This is a genomic window from Streptococcus sp. VTCC 12905 (genome assembly GCF_049893385.1).
GTDB classification, from domain to species: Bacteria; Bacillota; Bacilli; order Lactobacillales; family Streptococcaceae; genus Streptococcus; species Streptococcus suis_AA.
Genome location: NZ_JBMVJC010000001.1, coordinates 48767 through 70149 on the forward strand (window position 1 = coordinate 48767; position 21383 = coordinate 70149).

Annotated in this window: 26 protein-coding genes; 19 read left to right on the forward strand and 7 right to left on the reverse strand. The window is 39.4% G+C overall.

Going from position 1 to position 21383, the window contains the following annotated elements:
- The first annotated feature begins 2 nt into the window (after window positions 1-2).
- The 17 genes from ACPC58_RS00220 (at window position 3) to ACPC58_RS00300 (ending at window position 15560) form a co-directional block, all read left to right on the forward strand.
- On the forward strand, window positions 3-1061 hold the full coding sequence (locus ACPC58_RS00220; protein WP_289648696.1) for a diacylglycerol kinase family lipid kinase: 1059 nt from the start codon (window positions 3-5) through the stop codon (window positions 1059-1061).
- 135 nt (window positions 1062-1196) lie between these two features.
- The gene (locus ACPC58_RS00225; protein WP_171988714.1) at window positions 1197-1397 is read left to right on the forward strand and encodes a F0F1 ATP synthase subunit C; all 201 of its coding nucleotides are present in this window, start codon (window positions 1197-1199) and stop codon (window positions 1395-1397) included.
- Between the two features lie 36 nt (window positions 1398-1433).
- Window positions 1434-2150 carry a F0F1 ATP synthase subunit A gene (gene atpB / locus ACPC58_RS00230; RefSeq protein ID WP_289648697.1) on the forward strand — a complete coding sequence of 239 codons (717 nt, stop codon included), beginning with the start codon at window positions 1434-1436 and terminating at the stop codon, window positions 2148-2150.
- Window positions 2151-2164: 14 nt separating this feature from the next.
- The gene (atpF, locus tag ACPC58_RS00235; protein WP_289648698.1) at window positions 2165-2671 is read left to right on the forward strand and encodes a F0F1 ATP synthase subunit B; all 507 of its coding nucleotides are present in this window, start codon (window positions 2165-2167) and stop codon (window positions 2669-2671) included.
- On the forward strand, window positions 2672-3205 hold the full coding sequence (locus ACPC58_RS00240) for a F0F1 ATP synthase subunit delta (protein WP_434064899.1): 534 nt from the start codon (window positions 2672-2674) through the stop codon (window positions 3203-3205).
- On the forward strand, window positions 3202-4722 hold the full coding sequence (gene atpA / locus ACPC58_RS00245; RefSeq protein WP_434064953.1) for a F0F1 ATP synthase subunit alpha: 1521 nt from the start codon (window positions 3202-3204) through the stop codon (window positions 4720-4722). The genes ACPC58_RS00240 and atpA overlap by 4 nt, the downstream gene beginning before the upstream one ends.
- Window positions 4723-4733: 11 nt before the next feature.
- The gene (locus tag ACPC58_RS00250; protein WP_217373890.1) at window positions 4734-5612 is read left to right on the forward strand and encodes a F0F1 ATP synthase subunit gamma; all 879 of its coding nucleotides are present in this window, start codon (window positions 4734-4736) and stop codon (window positions 5610-5612) included.
- A gap of 21 nt (window positions 5613-5633) precedes the next feature.
- Complete coding sequence (gene atpD / locus ACPC58_RS00255; protein WP_434064900.1) at window positions 5634-7040, forward strand: F0F1 ATP synthase subunit beta; 1407 nt, start codon at window positions 5634-5636, stop codon at window positions 7038-7040.
- A gap of 9 nt (window positions 7041-7049) precedes the next feature.
- Window positions 7050-7466: a F0F1 ATP synthase subunit epsilon gene (locus ACPC58_RS00260; protein WP_434064901.1), complete on the forward strand. Its 417-nt coding sequence runs from the start codon at window positions 7050-7052 to the stop codon at window positions 7464-7466.
- Window positions 7467-7525: 59 nt separating this feature from the next.
- The gene (locus tag ACPC58_RS00265; RefSeq protein ID WP_289648705.1) at window positions 7526-7753 is read left to right on the forward strand and encodes a DUF1146 family protein; all 228 of its coding nucleotides are present in this window, start codon (window positions 7526-7528) and stop codon (window positions 7751-7753) included.
- A 22-nt stretch (window positions 7754-7775) separates the two neighbouring features.
- Window positions 7776-9059 (forward strand): UDP-N-acetylglucosamine 1-carboxyvinyltransferase, encoded by a 1284-nt coding sequence (gene murA / locus ACPC58_RS00270; RefSeq protein ID WP_274503968.1) that lies wholly within the window; start codon window positions 7776-7778, stop codon window positions 9057-9059.
- Entirely contained in the window at window positions 9052-9243 is a 192-nt protein-coding gene (locus tag ACPC58_RS00275) for a DNA-directed RNA polymerase subunit beta (RefSeq protein ID WP_434064902.1), read from the forward strand. The genes murA and ACPC58_RS00275 overlap by 8 nt, the downstream gene beginning before the upstream one ends.
- A 29-nt stretch (window positions 9244-9272) precedes the next feature.
- The gene (locus ACPC58_RS00280; RefSeq protein ID WP_274503965.1) at window positions 9273-10112 is read left to right on the forward strand and encodes a DNA/RNA non-specific endonuclease; all 840 of its coding nucleotides are present in this window, start codon (window positions 9273-9275) and stop codon (window positions 10110-10112) included.
- 251 nt (window positions 10113-10363) lie between these two features.
- The gene (gene pheS, locus ACPC58_RS00285) at window positions 10364-11407 is read left to right on the forward strand and encodes a phenylalanine--tRNA ligase subunit alpha (RefSeq protein ID WP_174845671.1); all 1044 of its coding nucleotides are present in this window, start codon (window positions 10364-10366) and stop codon (window positions 11405-11407) included.
- A 644-nt stretch (window positions 11408-12051) separates the two neighbouring features.
- Window positions 12052-12573 carry a GNAT family N-acetyltransferase gene (locus ACPC58_RS00290; protein WP_217375167.1) on the forward strand — a complete coding sequence of 174 codons (522 nt, stop codon included), beginning with the start codon at window positions 12052-12054 and terminating at the stop codon, window positions 12571-12573.
- Window position 12574: 1 nt separating this feature from the next.
- Window positions 12575-14974: a phenylalanine--tRNA ligase subunit beta gene (gene pheT, locus ACPC58_RS00295; RefSeq protein ID WP_434064903.1), complete on the forward strand. Its 2400-nt coding sequence runs from the start codon at window positions 12575-12577 to the stop codon at window positions 14972-14974.
- Between the two features lie 319 nt (window positions 14975-15293).
- Window positions 15294-15560, forward strand: coding sequence for a DUF2087 domain-containing protein (locus ACPC58_RS00300; RefSeq protein ID WP_434064904.1), 267 nt, complete (start codon window positions 15294-15296; stop codon window positions 15558-15560).
- Window positions 15561-15580: 20 nt separating this feature from the next.
- Here ACPC58_RS00300 and ACPC58_RS00305 read toward each other — a convergent pair whose 3' ends face one another.
- The 6 genes from ACPC58_RS00305 to ACPC58_RS00330 all read right to left on the reverse strand — a co-directional run bounded on the left by ACPC58_RS00305 (window position 15581) and on the right by ACPC58_RS00330 (window position 19101).
- Window positions 15581-15883, reverse strand: a complete 303-nt coding sequence (locus ACPC58_RS00305; RefSeq protein WP_171988699.1) for a hypothetical protein — start codon at window positions 15881-15883, stop codon at window positions 15581-15583.
- Window positions 15865-16068 (reverse strand): hypothetical protein, encoded by a 204-nt coding sequence (locus ACPC58_RS00310; RefSeq protein ID WP_434064905.1) that lies wholly within the window; start codon window positions 16066-16068, stop codon window positions 15865-15867. The genes ACPC58_RS00305 and ACPC58_RS00310 overlap by 19 nt, the downstream gene beginning before the upstream one ends.
- 118 nt (window positions 16069-16186) lie before the next feature.
- Entirely contained in the window at window positions 16187-16738 is a 552-nt protein-coding gene (locus ACPC58_RS00315; RefSeq protein ID WP_434064906.1) for a plasmid recombination protein, read from the reverse strand.
- A gap of 444 nt (window positions 16739-17182) precedes the next feature.
- Complete coding sequence (locus tag ACPC58_RS00320) at window positions 17183-17875, reverse strand: ABC transporter permease (protein WP_074567362.1); 693 nt, start codon at window positions 17873-17875, stop codon at window positions 17183-17185.
- Entirely contained in the window at window positions 17868-18701 is an 834-nt protein-coding gene (locus ACPC58_RS00325; protein ID WP_074567363.1) for an ABC transporter ATP-binding protein, read from the reverse strand. Before ACPC58_RS00325 ends, ACPC58_RS00320 begins: the two co-directional genes overlap by 8 nt.
- A gap of 208 nt (window positions 18702-18909) precedes the next feature.
- Window positions 18910-19101, reverse strand: coding sequence for a helix-turn-helix transcriptional regulator (locus ACPC58_RS00330; protein ID WP_074567364.1), 192 nt, complete (start codon window positions 19099-19101; stop codon window positions 18910-18912).
- Between the two features lie 285 nt (window positions 19102-19386).
- Between ACPC58_RS00330 and ACPC58_RS00335 the strand changes: the two genes are divergently transcribed.
- Together ACPC58_RS00335 and ACPC58_RS00340 are read left to right on the forward strand one after the other, a co-directional pair.
- The gene (locus ACPC58_RS00335; protein ID WP_434064907.1) at window positions 19387-20130 is read left to right on the forward strand and encodes a polyphosphate polymerase domain-containing protein; all 744 of its coding nucleotides are present in this window, start codon (window positions 19387-19389) and stop codon (window positions 20128-20130) included.
- Window positions 20117-20794 (forward strand): DUF4956 domain-containing protein, encoded by a 678-nt coding sequence (locus ACPC58_RS00340; protein ID WP_217373878.1) that lies wholly within the window; start codon window positions 20117-20119, stop codon window positions 20792-20794. The genes ACPC58_RS00335 and ACPC58_RS00340 overlap by 14 nt, the downstream gene beginning before the upstream one ends.
- A 69-nt stretch (window positions 20795-20863) precedes the next feature.
- Here ACPC58_RS00340 and ACPC58_RS00345 read toward each other — a convergent pair whose 3' ends face one another.
- A complete protein-coding gene (locus ACPC58_RS00345; protein WP_172037148.1) occupies window positions 20864-21346 on the reverse strand; it encodes an NUDIX hydrolase in 483 nt (160 codons plus the stop codon).
- Between the last annotated feature and the right edge of the window lie 37 nt (window positions 21347-21383).

The window sequence follows — 21383 nt, forward strand, 5'->3', positions numbered from 1 at the left end:
CGATGAAAAAAAGAAAACGTGCGCGATTGATTTATAATCCGACTTCGGGTCAGGAAATTATGAAAAAAAATGTAGCAGAAGTTTTGCACATTTTTGAAGGATATGGATATGAAACGTCTGCTTTTCAAACTACTCCTGAGCCAGATTCTGCAAAAAATGAAGCAAAAAGAGCCGCACTTGATGGATTTGATTTAATCATTGCTGCAGGTGGTGATGGTACTATCAATGAAGTGGTCAATGGCATTGCTCCACTTGAAAAAAGGCCTAAAATGGCTATTATTCCTACAGGAACAACAAATGACTACGCGCGTGCATTAAAAATTCCAAGAGGAAATCCAGTCGAGGCAGCAAAGATAATTGGCAAGAAGCAGACCATTTTAATGGACATTGGCTTAGCAAAAAATAAAAAAAATGGTACTCAACAAGAGCATTATTTTATAAATATTGCAGCTGCTGGAACCTTAACTGAGCTTACTTATAGCGTTCCAAGTCAGCTTAAGACTATGTTTGGCTATTTGGCATATGTGGTAAAAGGGGCCGAGTTGTTACCAAGAGTCCAATTTACACCAGTTAGAGTGAAGCATGATCAAGGGGTATTTGAAGGATCTGTATCCTTAATTTTTGTAGCCCTTACCAACTCAATTGGGGGGTTTGAACAAATTGTTCCAGATGCAAAATTAGATGATGGTAATTTTACACTATTGATGGTTAAAACAGGCAACTTATTTGAAATTTTGCATTTAATTCGTCAGGTTTTAGATGGTGGAAAACATATCGGCAGTAAATTAATTGAGTACATTAAGACTAAGAGTTTGACAATAGAAAACCTTCAATCTACAAACAGACTGATGATTAATTTGGATGGTGAGTTTGGAGGAGAAGCGCCTGTTGAACTGAAGAATTTAGCAAATCATATTGAATTCTTTGCAGACACAGACCTTGTATCAGATGATGCCATCACACTCGATATGGATCAAATCAATCGAGAAAAAATGGCTAAACGATTTATTGAAGAATCTGATCATATGGATGAAACTATTAAAGATGAAACTATTAAATAGGTAGAAAAGATGAAAAGTCTTTTCTTTTTCTTTTAGAAATGCGAATTAAACGCTTCCAACAGCGATATTTTCTTGACAAATAGGTTTTTTAGGAGTATCCTTACATGGTATTAAATTTTAAAAGGAGAATTCGTTATGAATTTAGGCGCATTGGCCCTTGGTTTGGCCTGTCTTGGTGTAAGTATCGGTGAGGGACTTTTGGTATCTTCTTATATTAGTTCGTCTGCACGTCAACCAGAAATGCAAAGTAAATTGATGTCTGGTGTTTTCTTGGGTGTTGCCTTTATCGAGGGAACTTTCTTCGTCACTTTGGCTATGACATTCGTCTTGAAATAGTAGAAAATAGAGAAATAGAAAAGGGGGGAACCTCAATTGGAAGAAACCTTAAGCCCAACCCTTACCCTTGGTCCCGTAACCTTTGACTTGACCATGGTATTGGTTTCAGTCATTATCATTTCGGTTATTTTCTTACTTGTGTTTTGGGCTAGTCGTCGGATGGAACTTAAGCCAAAAGGAAAACAAAATGTTTTGGAATATGTTTACGAACTAACGATCAACTTTACAAAAGGAAACCTTGGTGAAGAGGAAGCAAAGCGCTATTCTTTGTTTTTCTTTACAGTTTTCACTTTTCTTTTGCTTGCCAATAATTTGGGATTAATGACGAAGTTGGAAACACCAGAGGGACAAAATTTGTGGACATCTCCAACTGCTAATATGGCATACGACTTTGGTCTTGCTGGTATAGCAATACTTTTTTGTCATTTTGAAGGGATTCGCCGTCGTGGCTTTAAAGAATACTTTAAATCTTTTGTTACACCTTGGGCAATGGCTCCAATGAATATTTTGGAAGAAGTGACCAGTCTTGTGTCGCTTGCTCTTCGTTTATATGGTAATATTTATGCCGGTGAAGTGCTTGTTTCTCTTCTTCTACAATTATCTCAACAAAATGCATTTGCATACCCAATAGCCTTTGTTCTAAACATTGTTTGGACAGGTTTCTCTGTATTTATTTCATGCTTACAGAGTTATGTATTTGTTATGTTGGTATCTATGTATCTGAATAAGAAAATAAATGGAGAGAGTGAGTAAGAGAGGGATAAATAATGACGACACAAATTACAATGCAGTCAAGTACTGTACTAGGAAATTTTATCCTCGTTACAGCATCTTTTGCAGTTTTAATTATTTTAATTCGTGTATTCGCTTGGAATAAAATTACTGGAATTTTTGAAGAACGTGAAAAGAAGATTGCAGGTGATATTGATGCGGCTGAAGAAAAATTAGCAGTTGCAGCTGACCTTGTGAAACAACGAGAAGATGAATTAGTGCAAGGTCGTATTGAAGGACAAAAAATCATTCAAGACGCAGTAGAACGTGCTAAATTGGAGAAAAAACGAATTCTTGAACAGGCTGAAGTTGAAGTGCAAGGCTTGAAAACAAAAGCACAAATGGAAATTGAATCTGAAAAACGTGAGGTTCAAGAAACACTTCGCGTTCAAGTTGCTAATTTGGCAGTCGATATTGCAGGAAAAATTATTTTTGAAGATTTGGATCAACAGGCACACAGCAATTTGATTGATCGGTATTTGGACAAATTAGGAGTCAAGTAGATGAACGCTAGAGAAAATGCCCTCGTGCAAAAGTATGCTCTATCATTTGTTGAAAAAGTCAGTGACAGTTCAGAAATTTGGAACATGTATGATCAGATTTCTGAGTTGATAACTATCATTCATGATAGTAAATTGAACCGTCTCTTATTGTCGGCTACAGTTTCAAGAGAAGAAAAAGCAGCTTTTGTACGCACTGTTCGTCAATCTAGTTATTGGCAAATCAATGATTTAATTGAAGATGTGATTCGAGATGGACATGCAGATTTACTTCTGGAAACTCTTGAACGCGCTCAACTTCAAATCAGTAAATTAAAAAATGAGTTTGATACACATATTGCATCAGTTTATCCATTAACGGAACAACAAAAATCTCGTTTACGTCAATTAGTCGAGGAACGGTTTGGTTTGCGTGTTCATAATATTGTTGAAGAACTGGATGCTTCATTATTAGGTGGTTTTGTTTTGACAATTAACCATAAAGTAATTGACGCAAGTGTTCGTACACAATTAAAGGATGTTAGAAAAAAACTATAGAAAGTGGTGTTCTTTTGATAAATGCACAAGAAATTAGCGCTTTACTAAAACAACAAATCGAAGAGTTTCAACCTAACTTTGATTATACAGAGACTGGTGTAGTTACCTACATTGGTGATGGTATTGCACGTGCGCAAGGTCTTGATAATGCCATGAGTGGAGAGCTGTTAATCTTTGAAAATGGCACCATTGGTATGGCTCAGAACTTGGAGACAAATGACGTCGGTATCATTATTCTTGGCGGATTTACAGATATTCGTGAGGGTTCAGTTGTTCGTCGTACAGGAAAAATCATGGAAGTACCAGTTGGGTCTGGATTGATTGGTCGTGTCATTAATCCTTTGGGGCAACCAGTCGATGGATTGGGCGAAATTCGCACAAGCAAAACTCGTCCGATTGAATACCCAGCACCAGGTGTTATGCAGCGTAAATCAGTAAATGAACCCCTTCAAACTGGTCTGAAAGCGATTGATGCCTTGGTACCAATTGGTCGTGGACAACGTGAATTGATTATCGGTGACCGTCAAACAGGTAAAACTTCTGTAGCTATTGATGCTATCTTGAACCAAAAAGGTCAAGATATGATTTGTATCTATGTAGCAATCGGTCAAAAAGAATCTACAGTTCGTACTCAAGTAGAAACACTTCGTCAATATGGCGCGTTAGATTATACTATTGTTGTGACAGCATCTGCTTCACAACCATCCCCATTACTTTTCTTAGCACCTTATGCTGGGGTTGCAATGGCGGAAGAATTTATGTATGAAGGCAAACATGTTTTGATTGTATACGATGATTTATCAAAACAAGCGGTAGCATATCGAGAATTGTCTCTCTTGCTTCGCCGTCCTCCAGGTCGTGAAGCATATCCAGGGGATGTATTCTACTTGCACAGTCGTTTATTGGAACGTTCCGCAAAAGTTTCTGATGAATTGGGCGGAGGTTCCATTACAGCCTTGCCATTTATTGAAACACAAGCTGGTGATATCTCTGCTTATATTGCAACCAACGTGATTTCCATTACAGATGGACAAATTTTCTTAAAAGACGATTTGTTTAACTCTGGTATTCGTCCAGCGATTGATCCCGGATCTTCTGTATCACGTGTTGGTGGTTCCGCCCAAATTAAGGCCATGAAAAAGGTTGCTGGTACCCTTCGTATCGATTTGGCTTCTTATCGTGAATTGGAAGCATTTACGCAATTTGGGTCTGATTTGGATGCAGCAACACAAGCAAAACTCAATCGTGGTCGACGTACAGTGGAAGTTTTGAAACAACCATTGCACAAACCACTTCCAGTTGAAAAACAGGTTTTGATTTTGTATGCTTTGACAAATGGATATTTGGATTCAGTTCCGATTGATGATATTTTAGCATTTGAAGAAGAGTTGTATGCATACTTTGATTTGCACTATGATAATCTTTTGGATGTCATTCGTACAACGAAAGATCTTCCAGATACGGATGAGTTGAATACTGCTATTCAAACATTCAAAGACCAATCAATCTTTAAATAAAGGAGTATAGGATGGCAGGTTCTCTTAATGAAATCAAATTAAGAATAGCATCAACCAAGAAAACCAGTCAAATCACAGGTGCCATGCAGATGGTTTCTGCATCAAAGTTGGCGAAATCAGAGCAGTTGTCGAAATCATTTCAGATTTATGCTAGTAAAGTTCGGGCGATTACGACGGATTTGTTACGTGGTGAACTAATGACATCAGATACTAGTAATCCGATGCTCATTCGACGTCCTATTCAAAAAGTGGGTTATATTGTCATCACCTCAGATAGTGGCTTAAAAGGTTCTTATAATTCTAGTATTTTAAAAGCTGTTATGGAAATGATTAATCAGGACCATCAGTCAAATGGAGAGTTTGAGATTATTGCTATTGGGGGGATGGGTGCTGATTTTTTCCGCGCACGTGGTATCAACCCTGTGTTTGAATTGCGTGGAATTGCTGATAATCCTAGCTTTGAAGAAGTCCAAAAAATCATTTCTAAATCTGTAGAAATGTATAAAAATGAGCTGTTTGATGAACTTTATGTTTGTTACAATCATCATGTAAATAGTTTGACTAGCCAAGTACGTGTACAGCAAATGCTTCCTGTTGAAGATTTAGACCATAATGAAGTAGATGGCTATACGGCGACATTTGAATTGGAACCAAATCGTGAAATGATATTGGACCAATTGTTGACTCAATACGCAGAATCAACCATTTACGGGGCGCTTTTGGATGCTAAGACTGCTGAAAATGCTGCTGGTATGACTGCGATGCAGACTGCGACAGATAATGCGAAGAATGTTATTTCGGATTTAACAATTCAATACAATAGGGCGCGTCAGGCTGCTATTACTCAGGAAATCACTGAGATTGTTGCCGGCGCATCAGCTCTTGAGTAGGTTAGGAAAAGAGGAAATAGAATGAGTTCAGGTAAAATTACTCAGGTTGTTGGTCCTGTTGTAGACGTCGCGTTTGCAGCAGAAGATAAACTTCCTGAGATTAACAATGCACTTGTTGTATATAAAAATGATGATTCTAAACAAAAAGTTGTGCTAGAAGTTGCACTGGAGCTTGGTGACGGGGTTGTTCGGACAATTGCTATGGAATCAACTGACGGATTGACTCGTGGAATGGAAGTGCTTGACACAGGTCGTCCGATTTCAGTTCCAGTTGGCAAAAAGACGCTTGGTCGTGTCTTTAACGTTTTAGGGGACACAATTGACCTTGAGGAACCGTTTCCGTCAGATTTTGAGCGTGAACCGATTCACAAAAAGGCTCCTTCTTTTGATGAATTATCGACTTCAAATGAAATTTTGGAAACAGGTATTAAAGTTATTGACCTTTTAGCTCCATATCTTAAAGGTGGTAAAGTTGGACTTTTCGGTGGTGCCGGTGTTGGGAAGACAGTTCTTATCCAAGAATTGATTCATAACATCGCTCAAGAACATGGTGGTATTTCTGTATTTACTGGTGTTGGTGAGCGTACTCGTGAAGGGAACGACCTTTACTGGGAAATGAAAGAGTCTGGTGTTATTGAAAAAACAGCCATGGTCTTTGGTCAGATGAATGAGCCACCAGGTGCACGTATGCGTGTTGCCCTTACTGGTTTGACGATAGCTGAATATTTCCGTGATGTTGAAGGTCAAGACGTTCTCTTATTTATTGATAATATTTTCCGTTTCACTCAAGCAGGTTCAGAAGTGTCAGCCCTCTTGGGTCGTATGCCTTCAGCCGTTGGTTATCAGCCAACCCTTGCTACTGAGATGGGACAATTGCAAGAACGGATTACTTCAACTAAGAAGGGTTCTGTAACTTCTATTCAGGCGATTTATGTTCCTGCGGATGACTATACTGACCCTGCTCCAGCAACAGCGTTTGCCCATTTGGATTCTACAACCAACTTGGAGCGTAAGTTGACTCAATTAGGTATTTATCCAGCGGTTGATCCATTAGCATCATCTTCTCGTGCCTTGGCTCCTGAAGTTGTAGGTGAGGAGCACTATGCTGTAGCGATGGAAGTAAAACGTGTTCTTCAACGTTACCAAGAATTGCAAGATATTATTGCCATTCTCGGTATGGATGAATTGTCTGATGAGGAAAAGACTTTAGTTGGTCGTGCACGTCGGATTCAATTCTTCTTGTCTCAAAACTTTAACGTTGCTGAACAATTTACAGGTATGCCAGGTTCCTACGTTCCTGTTGCAGAAACCGTTAAAGGTTTTAAGGAAATTTTAGATGGTAAACATGATCATTTGCCTGAAGATGCTTTCCGAAATGTTGGTTCAATTGAGGATGTAGTCGCTAAAGCTGCTAAAATGAAATACTAGAGGTGGCATATGGCACATATGACTGTTCAAGTAGTGACACCAGATGGAATAAAATATGATCACCATGCAGCCTTTGTTTTGGTTAAGACCAAAGAGGGAGAATTGGGGATTTATCCAGGTCACTTAGAATTGATTGCTGTTTTAGAAATTGATGAGATGAAAGTACGACGTGTTGATGATGATAACCACGTGGATTGGATTGCAGTCAATGGTGGTATCATCGAAATCAACAAAGATTTGATAACAATTGTCTCTGATTCTGCTGAGAGGGAACGAGACATTGATATTAGTCGAGCAGAACGGGCCAAATTGAGAGCGGAGCGTGAATTAGAAGAAGCTCAGAACGCTCGGAATATTGATATGGAAAAACGAGCTACAGTTGCACTTCAACGAGCAATCAACCGTATTCGTGTTGGCAAACATTGATAAAATTGGGATTGAACTTGGTTCAGTTCCTTTTTTTAATTTCATGATATAATGGAGATATGATACAATCAATTTTGCAATTTATAAGTCATCTACTCTTTATCTATATAAGTTATCATCTATTGATAACGACAGTAGATTGGGCACGATGGTTAAAAGTAACGGGAGATAATCAGCCAAAAATCAACATGCTGATATTATTTATTTCTATTGCATTAGGTTATTTAGTCTCAACTTTCTTTTTAGAGTTGTTACTAATTGGACGTTCTTTTGCAACTATGTTTTAATAGGTTAAGAAGAGGGAAGTGAATGGAAACAATCATTGTTAAAGGAAGTCAAGCTGGATTAAAAGGTCAAGTTGAGATTGAGGGTGCAAAAAATGCAGTTCTACCCTTGTTAGCAGCGACAGTTTTGGCAAGTAAGGGTCAGACTCAGCTGACACAAGTACCGATTTTATCTGATGTGTTCACAATGAACAATGTTGTTCGTGGTTTGGGTGTTCGTGTAAAATTTGACGAGGAAACGAAGACAATTGATGTTGATGCGACTGGAAAATTAGGTAGTGAAACTCCCTATAAATATGTTAGTCAAATGCGTGCATCCATTGTCATTCTTGGTCCAATTTTAGCTCGTAATGGCTATGCGAAAGTATCTATGCCAGGTGGTTGTACAATCGGTAGTCGTCCAATTGATCTTCATTTGAAAGGCCTACAAGCGATGGGAGCAAGAATTAAGCAAAGGGCTGGTTACATTGAAGCCAGTGCGGAGGCCTTGCAAGGTGCTCATATTTATCTTGATTTTCCAAGTGTCGGTGCGACACAAAATTTAATGATGGCAGCAACGCTTGCTCATGGTACGACTATACTTGAAAATGCTGCGCGCGAACCTGAAATCGTTGATTTGGCTATTTTTCTAAATAAGATGGGTGCGAATGTTAAGGGAGCAGGTACTGAGACAATTACCATTACGGGTGTAGAAGAATTGGTAGGAGCAGAGCATCAAGTTGTTCAAGACCGTATCGAAGCAGGTACATTTATGGTGGCTGCTGCTATGACCGGTGGAGATGTTTTAATTAAGGATGCTATCTGGGAGCACAATCGTCCGCTTATTTCTAAAATGATAGAAATGGGAGTTGAAGTAACGGAAGAAGCAGAAGGGATTCGAGTGCGTTCAAAGGTGGACAAACTCAAACCTGTGACAGTAAAAACCCTTCCGCATCCAGGCTTTCCGACCGATATGCAGGCCCAATTTACCGCTCTGATGGCAGTTGCCAAGGGCGAATCAACTATGATTGAAACGGTATTTGAAAATCGCTTCCAGCACTTGGAAGAAATGCGCCGGATGAATGTGCATTCGGAGATTTTGCGTGATACAGCCATTATTACAGGTGGTCAGCCTTTACAAGGTGCAGAAGTGATGTCTACGGACCTTCGAGCAAGCGCTGCCCTGATTTTAGCTGGATTGGTTGCTGAAGGACAAACCATTGTTGGGAAATTGACCCACTTGGATCGTGGTTATTATCGTTTTCATGAAAAATTAGCTGCCTTAGGTGCGTCGATTGAACGTGTGAGTGGAGAAGTTGAAAATGGATAAGGAAAATCTAGGCAATATGGGTAAAAATTTACTCTTTGTAGTGATAATTTTACTGTTTGCAATTTTAATCTTTGCCTTTGGACTGATGGTTGGATACGGAGTCGTAGGTGATGGTGACAATATGTTTTCAATACTATCGGTAGAAAAATGGAAAGATTTCATTTCTAAATTTACTGGAAAGTAGGCTAGTCCTACTTTTTTAATGGGGATTTTATGGCGAAGAAAAACGTAAAAAAACAAGCAATGAGTTTGCTCAGCTTATTGGCTACGATTGTTGTAGTAGCGGGTGGCTATCTTTTAAGCGATAACAAGAGCAGTAACGTTGCTGATTATTCCTATTATGTCAATCGGTCTAAGGCAAGTGAAGGCACACCTAGTCAGGAACTGGCTAATTCGGTATTGACAGAAGATGTAAAAAAGCAACTGGGGAATTCGATTGAATGGAATGGCGCTGGAGCATTTATTATTAACGGGAATCAAACGGATTTAGATGCATCGGTTGCCAGTGTGCCTTATGGTGATAATAAGACAAAGACAGTTCAGGGAGAAACGGTTCCAACGGTAGCCAATGCGCTTTTAGCCAAATCTACACGTCAGTATAAGGATCGTGAAGCAACAGGTAATGGACGTACGTCATGGACTCCTGCAGGCTGGCACCAAATTCATGATTTGCCAGGGGAATATGATCATGCAGTTGATCGTGGACATCTTTTAGGCTATGCCTTGATTGGTGGTCTTGCTGGATTTGATGCCTCAACAAGTAATCCCAAAAACATAGCGGTTCAAACTGCCTGGTCTAATCAAGCTAACGACCAAACTTCAACTGGGCAGAATTATTTTGAAAGTCAAATTCGGCGGGCCTTGGATAAAAATAAGCGTGTCCGCTATCGTGTGACCTTGGTGTATGCTGAGAGTGAAGACCTTGTTCCTGTCGGAAGCCATCTAGAGGCAAAAGCAGCAGATGGTAGTCTAGAGTTCAATGTGTTCGTTCCAAATGTGCAGAGCGGTCTCAGTATCAACTATCATAGTGGGGAAATTGCAGTGAATGAGTAAAGAAATCAATTGCCAAAAACTCTTATTTTTGATAGAATATTCTTAATTGAATAGAAGTCTGTGAGACTAGTACACCTATGGAAACTGCCCAGGGAGTTGAGCCGTGACTGCAAGCTCAATCAGTGAAAGTTGGTCGAATTCACTCACACAAGGACTTAGAAACAAGGTCTGCCTAGCAGATGAAAACGGATGGTACCGCGTGACAACGCTCCGATACGAGTGGTGTCATGCGTTTTTTTATTGGAGGAATTATGTCAAACATTGAACAACAGTTGGCTGAATTAAGTCAAACTACACTTGAAAAGTTAAAAGAAATCCAGCACCAAGGAGAGAAAGAACTACAAGACCTGCGTGTCGCGGTTTTGGGTAAAAAAGGGTCCTTGACTGACTTGTTGAAAGGCTTAAAAGACCTGTCTAACGACATGAAACCAATCGTTGGTAAGCAGGTCAATGAGGTGCGTGATGTGCTGACGGCTGCTTTTGAAGAAACCGCTCAGAAGGTTGCAGCAGCAAAAATCCAACAGCAACTAGCTTCAGAAACTATTGATGTAACCTTGCCAGGTCGTCAGGTTAAGGTCGGAAAACGCCATGTCTTGACCCAGACTTCTGAAGAAATCGAAGATATTTTCTTGGGCATGGGCTTCCAAATCGTTGACGGATTTGAAGTGGAGAAAGACTACTATAACTTTGAGCGCATGAATTTGCCAAAAGACCACCCAGCACGTGATATGCAGGATACCTTCTATATCACAGAAGAAATCCTTATGCGGACCCATACATCACCAGTTCAAGCACGTACAATGGACCAACATGATTTCTCAAAAGGTGCTTTGAAGATGATTTCGCCAGGCCGTGTTTTCCGTCGTGATACGGACGATGCGACCCACAGCCACCAGTTCCACCAGATTGAAGGCTTGGTTGTCGGTGAAAATGTATCCATGGGTGATCTCAAAGGTACACTTGAATTGATTATCAAGAAAATGTTTGGTGAAGAGCGTCAGATTCGCCTGCGTCCATCTTACTTCCCTTTCACGGAGCCTTCTGTTGAGGTGGATGTTTCCTGCTTCAAGTGTGGTGGTGACGGCTGTAACGTATGTAAGAAAACAGGCTGGATTGAAATCCTCGGTGCCGGCATGGTCCACCCGCAAGTATTGGAAATGAGTGGCATTGACTCAACCAAGTACTCTGGCTTTGCCTTCGGTCTTGGTCAGGAACGCATTGCCATGCTCCGTTACGGTATCAACGATATTCGTGGATTCTATCAAGGAGATGTACGATTCTCTGAGCAGTTTTGATGTGAGACCTGTTTCTGATACTGAAAGTATCTAGAAACAGGACGGTAGCCGCTATGGCGGTCTACCTACTCCCCTCACTAGTTCTAAAGTTGAAAAAATGTCGTTTTCAACCTTAGAACGTCGTAATCTCGAACTATTTAAGGTGTGGGAATCGCTGCTCTGCGACTTTCCTAGCTACCTTATTAGGATTTCAAGCTAAAAATATCGTTTTGCTTGAAATCCGTCGTGATTTAGTAAGTTTGTCAGGTTGTTTAAGGTGAAAAACGGTAGCTGCTCTGGCGGTCTACCTACTCACCTCACTAGGTTTAGAATTGAAAAAATATCGTTCTCAACATTAGAACGTCGTAACTCCGCTGGAGTAGGTGAACGGAAATCGCGATCAAGCGACTTTCCTAGCTACCTTACTAGGATTTCAAGCAAAAAATATCGTTTTACTTAAAATCTGTCGTAATCCGATAAAGTTAGTAGATTGTTGTTTGAGAGAAACGGTAGTCGCTCTAGCGGTATACCTACTCCCTCACTAGATTTCTGGATGAAAAAATGTCGTTTTCAATCTTATAACGTCGTAATTCCGCACGAGTATAGTGAAGGAAAATCGCTATTCTGCGATTTTCCTAGCTCAGTTAGAAATGAGAGGCAATGAGATGCAGATTGATCCTATACGTTTAGAAGAGGTTTCCGCTTTGCAGGAGCTGGCTACACAGACTTTTGCCGAGACCTTCGCTCACGATAATGACCCTAAGAAACTGAAGGCATTCTTTGAGGAAGCGTATTCACTCGAAGTCTTGACTAGTGAGTTATCGGATTCCAACTGCCAGCACTATTTTCTAAGAGTAGATCATCAGATAGCTGGTTATCTTAAGCTTAACCAGGGTCCTGCTCAGACAGAACATGAGCTGGAAAATGCCTTTGAAATCCAGCGTATCTATCTCTTAAAGGCCTATCAAGGTCAAGGGTTGGGTAAGAAACTTTTTGAGTTTGCTTTGCAAAAAGCAGAGCAGTCAAGCTGTGATTGGGTCTGGCTGGGAGTTTGGGAACATAATTACAAGGCTCAGAAATTCTATTCCAAATACGGATTTGAAAAATTTGGCCAGCATGAATTTGCGGTCGGTGATAAGATAGATGTGGATTGGCTACTAAAACGGCCTTTGCACCAGAAAGGATAATATGTTAGTAAGTTACAAATGGTTAAAAGAACTCGTTGACTTTGATGCGACAAGCCAAGACTTGTCTGAAAAAATGTCAACAACAGGGATTGAGGTAGAAGGGGTTGAGCAAAAGAGTGCTGGCCTGTCTAAGTTGGTTGTTGGTCAGGTTGTGTCTTCTGAGCCAATTCCAGATACCCACCTCAACATCTGCCAGGTCAATGTCGGTGAGGAAGTCACGCAAATCGTTTGCGGTGCTCCAAATGTCAAGCCAGGCATCAAGGTGATCGTCGCTCTGCCAGGTGCGCGTATCGCTGGAAACTACAAGATTAAGAAAGGCAAAATCCGTGGAGTTGAATCCTTGGGTATGCTCTGCTCATTGAGCGAAATCGGAGTGTCCGACTCTGTGGTACCAAAAGTATATGCGGACGGAATCTACCACCTGCCTGAAGATGCAGTCGTGGGTGAGCCAGTCTTTTCATATCTGGACCTCGACGACGAGATTATCGAGCTGTCTATCACGCCAAACCGTGCCGATGCACTCTCCATGCGTGGCGTGGCTCACGAAGTGGCTGCTATCTATGACAGCAAGGTCAACTTCAAGCCTGTGACCTTGGAGGAAAGTGACAAGAAGGCAAGCGATGTGATTGAAGTGGCCATTGAGTCAGACAAGGTGACTGCCTACACGGCCCGTGTCATTGAAAATGTGACTATCGCACCGAGCCCACAGTGGTTGCAAAATCTGCTCATGAACGCAGGTATCCGCCCGCTCAACAACGTGGTCGACATCACCAACTACATCTTGCTCTACTTCGGTCAGCCCATGCACGCCTTTGACTTTGACAAGTTTGACGGCAAGAAAATCGTAGCTCGTCAGGCAAAAGAGGGTGAGAACTTGGTAACGCTTGACGGCGAAGAGCGTGACTTGGTTGCCGATGACATCGTCATTTCCGTTGGGGACAAGGCGGTTGCCCTTGGTGGTGTCATGGGTGGTGCCAACACAGAGATTGACAACAACTCTAAGACCGTCGTGCTGGAAGCAGCTCTCTTTGACGGCAAGTCTATCCGCAAGACCTCAGGTCGTCTCAACCTTCGCTCTGAGTCCTCTTCTCGCTTTGAAAAAGGAATCAACGTGGCGACTTTGACGGAGGCTATGGACACAGCAGCTGCTATGATTGCGGAACTGGCCGGCGGTCAGGTATTGTCTGGCATCGTTTCTGCAGGCAGCGTGGACACTTCGGATGTCCCAGTCACAGCGACCATTGATTATGTCAACCGCTCGCTCGGGACCAATCTGGACTATGCCCAAATCGCAGATATTTTCCGTCGTTTAGGTATGGAAACAACTGGCGATGCAAGTCAGTTTACAGTCGCAGTACCGCGTCGTCGTTGGGACATTCGCATTCCTGCGGACTTAGTTGAAGAAATCGCACGTATCTATGGCTATAATAATCTGCCGACCACTCTTCCAAAAGAGGACGGAACAGCAGGTGAGTTGACCCTGACCCAGAACATCCGTCGCCAAGTACGTAGCCTGGCAGAAGGTGCAGGCCTGACAGAAATCATTTCCTATGCCTTGACAACGCCTAAAAAGGCTGTGGAGTTTGCGGTTCGTCCAACCACAGTCACCGAACTCATGTGGCCAATGACTGTTGACCGCTCTGCCCTTCGTCAGAATATGGTATCTGGTATGCTAGACACAGTTGCCTACAACGTGGCTCGTAAGAACAAGAACTTGGCTCTTTACGAAATCGGTAAAATCTTTGAACAGTCTGGCAATCCAAAAGAAGACCTGCCACAAGAAATCAATAAGTTCGCTCTTGTCTTGACTGGCTTGGTAGCTGAGAAAGACTTTCAGACGCCTGCTGTACCCTTTGATTTCTTCCATGCTAAAGGTATCTTGGAAGCTATCTTTGGTCACTACAAGTTGTCAGTTGACTTTGTGGCAACCAGTGAGATTGCTGCCTTGCACCCAGGTCGTACTGCTGAAATCCATTTGAATGGGGCGGTAATCGGCTTTGTCGGTCAAGTACACCCTCAAACGGCTAAGGACTACGGTATTCCTGAAACTTATGTGGCTGAAATCAACCTGGATGCGATTGAAGAAGCTCTCCAGCCTGCTCAGCCATTTACCGAAATCTCCAAATTCCCAGCGGTCAGCCGTGACATTGCCCTGCTTTTGAGCAGTGATGTCAAGCATCAGGATGTCTTGGATGCCATTGCGGCTGCGGGCGTGAAACGCTTGACCAAGGTGACCCTCTTTGACGTCTATGCGGGTAACAATATCGAGGCCGGTAAGAAGTCTATGGCTTATAACCTGACCTTCCAGAATCCTGAGGATAGCTTGACGGATGAGGAAGTGGCTAAGTACATGGAGAAAATTAGTAAGGCTTTGGTTGAGCTTGGTGCTGAAATTCGTTAAACTTTAGTCTTTCATTTTATCTTTTATTACTTCGACGTATGAGGAAACTCTGTTTCCTTATCTCCCACTTCAAATAATTTCAGATTATTTAAACTCGTTTTGACGTACTCGACAGCTATGACTTGCTATCGTAAGTAATATTTTCAGCCTTGGACAGACGGTTGGTCTGTGCAAGCTGTCTGCAGCTTTTGATGCGAACTTTATTCGATCTATTTCTCAGCTCTAAAGGTTTCCTAAACCTTTAGAGCTGTACAAAAGCAAATTGAAAGAATATACTACTAAATCCTAGTCTGAGGGCTAGGATTTTTGGGAGGGTGGTATGAATGTTCAAGAGATTCAAGAAAAATCTTTCCGAGAAGGCAAGCTTATCGCTTTTCCTAAAAAATTAAAAAGTAAGCAGGACTTGTTTGCCTATTTACAAGAAGAATTAGCTAAAAAAGGCTCGACCTTCACAGAAAAAGAAGTTAATGCCTTTCTAGCTGAGACTTATGATGACTTTGCTATATTGAGACGCTACTTGGTGGATTATGGCTACCTGTCGCGTGATCAGGATGGTTTAGAATACAGAATAGAAGAAAAGAGATGATTGCGGTCATCTCTTTTGTCTTACAAAATAAAGGGTTCAATCTTCAACTCTATCTGGTTGCCATACTTGGCTAGTAAATCGTCTGCCAGGGGATGATAGAGTGCTCGTAGTTGTTCAATCTTGTCAGGGAATTGCTTGCCGATGTAGTCAAACTTGCATTCGATGGTTAAGAAAAGTTGGTGGAAGAGTTCGTTAATCTCATTCAATCGGGCAATCATTTCTTCATCCTCTTTGAGAAAATCAGGGATTTCTGAGCGATTGTTGACAAAACCATCGCTGAGTTTTACGGGGAAAGAGCCGTATTCTAGGACAAATTCGTACATGGGATTCTCCTTGCCTTACTATTGATAGGACTATTGTAGCATAGATTAGAATGTGACAAAAGAATTTCACCTTCCTTCAGTTTAAGTTTACCGTTATCGTTAATATATTCAGGAGCTCCATATTCTGCTAGTAAATCTTGTTCAGCTTTAGTCAGCTCCCCAACCAACTGTTTGTATTCTCGCATATCTTTGATGTCATTGGTTCCGACTTTTTGGCGCTCTATTCCTAAAGATTGTAATTTTTCTTCAAGGCAAAGAATTTCTTTATCTCGAAATTCTTTTAATTGCTCCCTGCCTTTTTCTTTATATCCTTGCGTTTTGCAAGGCTTTTTTAAAGCTAGGTTGTTTTTCTAGACCTTTTTTGTAGCCGTCTGCCACTGGAACAATATTAAAATGAGCATGCGGAGCTCCTGCTTCATCCATATGAATGACGGCATTATAGATATGCAAATGAGCATGCCTTTGCTCAAATTCATTAATATAGGCCTCTAATTGCCTTGCTACGGCTTTTTTATCATCTAGCGATAGATTTTCCCAATCTTCTTTTTTACCGACCGTTACGACGATTTCTCGTTGTAAATCAAGCGTCTTACTTTTTTTGACATGTTGGTAATAGTCAGTAATTTTTCGGTCAGCTCGTTTTTGTTTAGCATTATATTTTTCGAGAGCTTCTCCAAATAGTTCATCGTAAGTTTCTTTGAGATTTCCTCTCTTGATATAAATGTTTTCGTTAGAACGATCTTGTTTGATGTGCTTGTGTGCAGGTTCTTGGTATTCTGCTTCCGTTAATTCACGGTTATTATGCTTTAAGCTCGTCATATTTGTTTTAGTGACGAATGAAATGCTCATCTTCATACAGATTCTCCTTAAAAGCTTCAGTCGAGTAGCGACTGATTGGCGAGCCGACAAAGTCTATTGCTCGCCTTTGAGTGATATAATTTGACTAAATTATATCACATTTCTGTTACTCTTTGACGAAAGAGTAACGTTTTTGCTGTTTTGACACTACGTATCAAAACGAAAACGCTCTTCGAGGACTCTTGCAGAGAGCAAACGTGCGAACCAGCGCACAAAAAAAGCTCTTCAATAAGAGCTTAAAAATAAAGGATAGTATGCTGTCATTATAATAATTGGAAACACGTTTAATTTTGGGGGGTAAATACGAAAATACAGCATACTATTAGTTTTTAAGACGTTTATATTTTTAAATAAGAGTTCTTAGGACAATTCTGATAACTGTTTGAAGCATATAACTCACCTCTAGTCACAATTAGAGTATGTTCCCAATTTTTAACAAAACTAATGTTTTTTATTCCATTTGAACGCCCATATAACAGCTATAGTTAATGCAATAATCCAAATAATTGTTACAAAGATAGAGCCATCGCTTATTTGGAAATTATTCATATCTTGGAAAAACTTATTATGAGCTCCTAAAAGAGAGTAATCAGTGATTTTTTTGATAACTTCATTGTCATATGAGAACATCGGCAAAGTCATAATTAATAAATAAAAAATCAAACTAATTGCTGATGCTTGAGTCTGTGTTTTACATATTAGTGCAATTGTTAGATTAACAAGTATAAAACATGTAATAGATAAAAATGTGACTACATAATAAGTTCCAATATTAGGTATTTTCACATTGAATAGAAAAGGAAATATAACAATAGCTAATGTAGAAAAAATTATAGGAAAAAGGATAGTTGAGATAAGGTATTCTGAATATCTTACACCAGTCAATATAAGTGTTCTTAAATTTTTTCTTTCTTTTTCTTCACTAATGATAAGAGTAGTAAAAGTTCCAGCCGTTAAACTATAAACTGCAATTATTCCCATATTTAGGAAAAAATATTGTCCTCGTACATCTGGTATTAATGTTAACAAAGCAAAATCAACTATCGGAACAAAAACGCAAACAAAAAGTAACATTTTATTATTTAGTAAATATCTATATCTAAGCCAGACAAGGCTTTTAAATTTATTAATCATTTAATTCATCTCCCGTCAATTGAACAAAAATATCTTCAAGATTATTTTCTAAAGTATTAATCGTCTTAGTATTAATGCCTAAATATTTGTAAGTTTCCTCTTTAGGGATAATTTTTTCAGTACCATCAAAGAACACAACTTTGACCTTATCAATTTGACTATATTTATCAATTATCGATTGAGGGCTTCCTTTTTCTATAATCCTTCCTTTGTACAATAAGGCAATATTATCACAAAGTTTAGTAGCTTCTTCCATGTTATGAGTTGTTAAAAAAATCGAAACACCTTTAGATTTAAGTTCTAATAACATATCGTGGACTTTTTTAGCTAAGGTAGGATCCATACCAGAAGTAGGTTCATCTAAAAAGATAATTTTAGGAGTATGCAACATCGCTCTAATCAAAAGCATTCGTTGTTTCATACCGGTAGATAGTTTATTTGCTTTTTTTAGTCTATCATCATATAAGTCAAGACGTTTTAAAAGTGTATCAAGATATTTAATATCAACTTCATGGAATTTCGCAAAAAATTTTAAATTATCGTACAAACTTAAGCGTTCATAAAAACCGACGTTATCGCTCATAATTCCAATTTTTAAGAAGTCATTATATTTTAAATCTTTACTATTTTTCCCAATAATTTTAACTTCTCCGCTATCAGCGTCGAGTTGCCCAGTTAAAATATTAATTGTTGTTGTTTTTCCAGCTCCAGAAGGACCTAGGAAACCAAATATTTCCCCTTCTGACACCTCAAATGAAACATTTGATAGTGCTACTGTATCTTTAAAACTCTTATTAACTTTATTAAAAATTATTATTTTCTCCATAAATTTCCCAACTTTCTTATGTAAGCCTTTACATTTTGTAATTAAAGTTCTATAATGACCCTATAAACTAAAGAAGGAGGTAGTTGCTATGTCTGCAGCAGTCGGTGTTGGTATCTACACTGCCGTCAAAGTAGGTGGAGCCATTGCTTTTGCTTACTGGTATAATCACAGATAAGTGATTCGTTTTCAAAGCCCTTTTGGGCTTTTTTTATTCAAAAATAAACACCTCTTCAATATATTTATCAAAATAACGAGCTATTTTATGTGCTAACAATAAAGAAGCTGTATACTTTCCATTCTCAATAGAAACAATCGTCTGTCGACTAACTCCTATATCATTTGCTAACTTATTTTGAGTTATACTTTTTAGTTGGCGTAACTGTTTAATTCTATTTTTCAAAAAACTCACCCCTTTTTGTGTAATCGTTTCCATAATTGTAATTCTTTTCTTTTTTATAGTCAAGAAAACTTTACAAAAAGACAAATCATTACTCATTCGAGCTTTCTCATAAGTTTCTGGATCCATACGGATATATTCTTTTCCGAAAGCTGTTTTTTTCAACTCACCAATTCCTTTGTTTAATGCTATTTTCAGTTTTGTTTAAAGCTTGGTCGGTAAACTATATTTTGTATACAAGACAGGAACCTGTCAAAATTCAAGATTTAGGATAGAAGAGGCAAAGCAATGAAAACAAGAATCGTACAAAAGCAATTTAAACGTAAAGAAACCAAATATATTGTTGATATGGATGTATTTGTAGAATTTGAGAAAGAACTTCGTCAACATATGACCGAAGATGAATTTGCTACATCAACGATTACGAATATTTACTTTGACAATGAAGATTTTGATATGATTCAAGATTCTCTTGCTAAGAAAAATGGACGTGAAAAAATTCGTATGCGTGTGTATGATGAAATTCCATCAGAAACAAGTCAAGCCTTTTTGGAAATCAAGAAAAAGGAAAATAAAATTGGCTATAAATACCGTCTAACATCTAATCCAGTATCTGTTACAAATTACATTAAAAATGGTATTATTGATGCTACTATCAAAGATGAAAAAGTAATATCAGAACTTGAACAGTTGAGAAAACGTTATGGTGTCATCAAACCCAAAATGTATATTTATTATGATCGCGTATCATATAAGGGTATTAAGGACAAAAAAGTTCGCTTAACCATTGATAAAAACCTCCTATATCGTGACTATAATGTCAATGTAATGGTAGGGAAATTTGGTAAAGCCTTGCTAGACCCTAAAAAGGTCATCATGGAAATCAAAGTTCCAGAGGAACGTCCAGATTGGTTGGTTGCCTTGTTGGAAAAATACAATATCGAAAAACAATCGTTTTCAAAATATGGGAATGCTTATAAGCTAGCCCACGACATCGTAGAAGAGGAAGTCATTCATCATGCAGCTGTTTAATAGTATCTTTTCAACAGCCAATAGTAGTATCACCCTAGTCCAGATGGTCCTGGTTTTCGGAGTCAGTCTATCCATGGGGGTACTCTTAGCGGCTGTTTACAAATATAAATCGAATTATACAAAGGAATTCGTTATCACTCTAAGTCTCATGCCGGCCTTGATTGCTGTTATCATTGCTTTGGTAAACGGGAACTTAGGTGCAGGTGTTGCGGTAGCGGGGACCTTTAGTCTAATTAGATTCCGCTCGGCAGCAGGTTCATCAAAAGAAATGCTTGCAGTCTTGCTGGCGATGGCTATTGGTCTTGCAACAGGAATGGGCTTCCTTGGTTTAGCCGTATTTACAACAGTCATCTTATCAGCTTGTATCTTGATTTTTGAAAACATCAGTTTTGTTCAAGTCAATCAAAATCGTCGCCATCTCTTAGTGACAGTTCCTATGAATTTCAATTATGATCAGTTTTTTGAAAATCAATTTGGTAAGTCTTGTAAGCAGTCTGATTTATTATCCCTTAAATACAAAAAGAAAAAAGAAGCACTTGTTTTAGAATATCAAGTCCTTCTTGATAAGAAAATTACAGATAAGCGTTTGGTAGATACAGTCTTATCAGCGGGTCCGCTGGATGTTGTATTAAATAAACAAATGCCTAAGAAGAAATTCTTATAATACAGAAAACCTTGGTTTGTGTGTCTACCAAGGCTTTTTTTCTATTATGAAATAGACTGATGGGATAGCCTACTCACCATAAAAATCGACACTATAATCGACGAGTGTGTCTCCATCATATTGAAAACTAGCAGAGAAAAAGGGGCGATTTTCCAGAAGCCACTGTTGAAAATGACGGTCGCCTTCCCAAGTCGGCTTTGATAAAACCTGATCGTAGGGAACCCATTCCAAATCACCTTCATTACACTCAATAATTGTTCCTTCAAAGCCTGTTATTTTAAAGACATAGGTGTACCAATCACAATTAGGGGTGAAATCTGGAAAGGTGATAATTCCTTTTAAGGCATGCTTTGTGACAGTTAGGCCTGTCTCCTCAAAGACTTCACGAATGGCGCAGGCTTGAGGGGTTTCACCTGGTTCAAGTTTGCCACCCACCCCAATCCACTTCCCTTCATGGACGTCATTTTCTTTCTTATTTCGATGAAGGAGGAGAAATTCCTTTCCATTATCAATGTAACAAATTGTCGCTAATTGGACTGGTTTCTTAGTCATAGAGGGCTCCTTGTAAATGAATGATTCCATTATACCA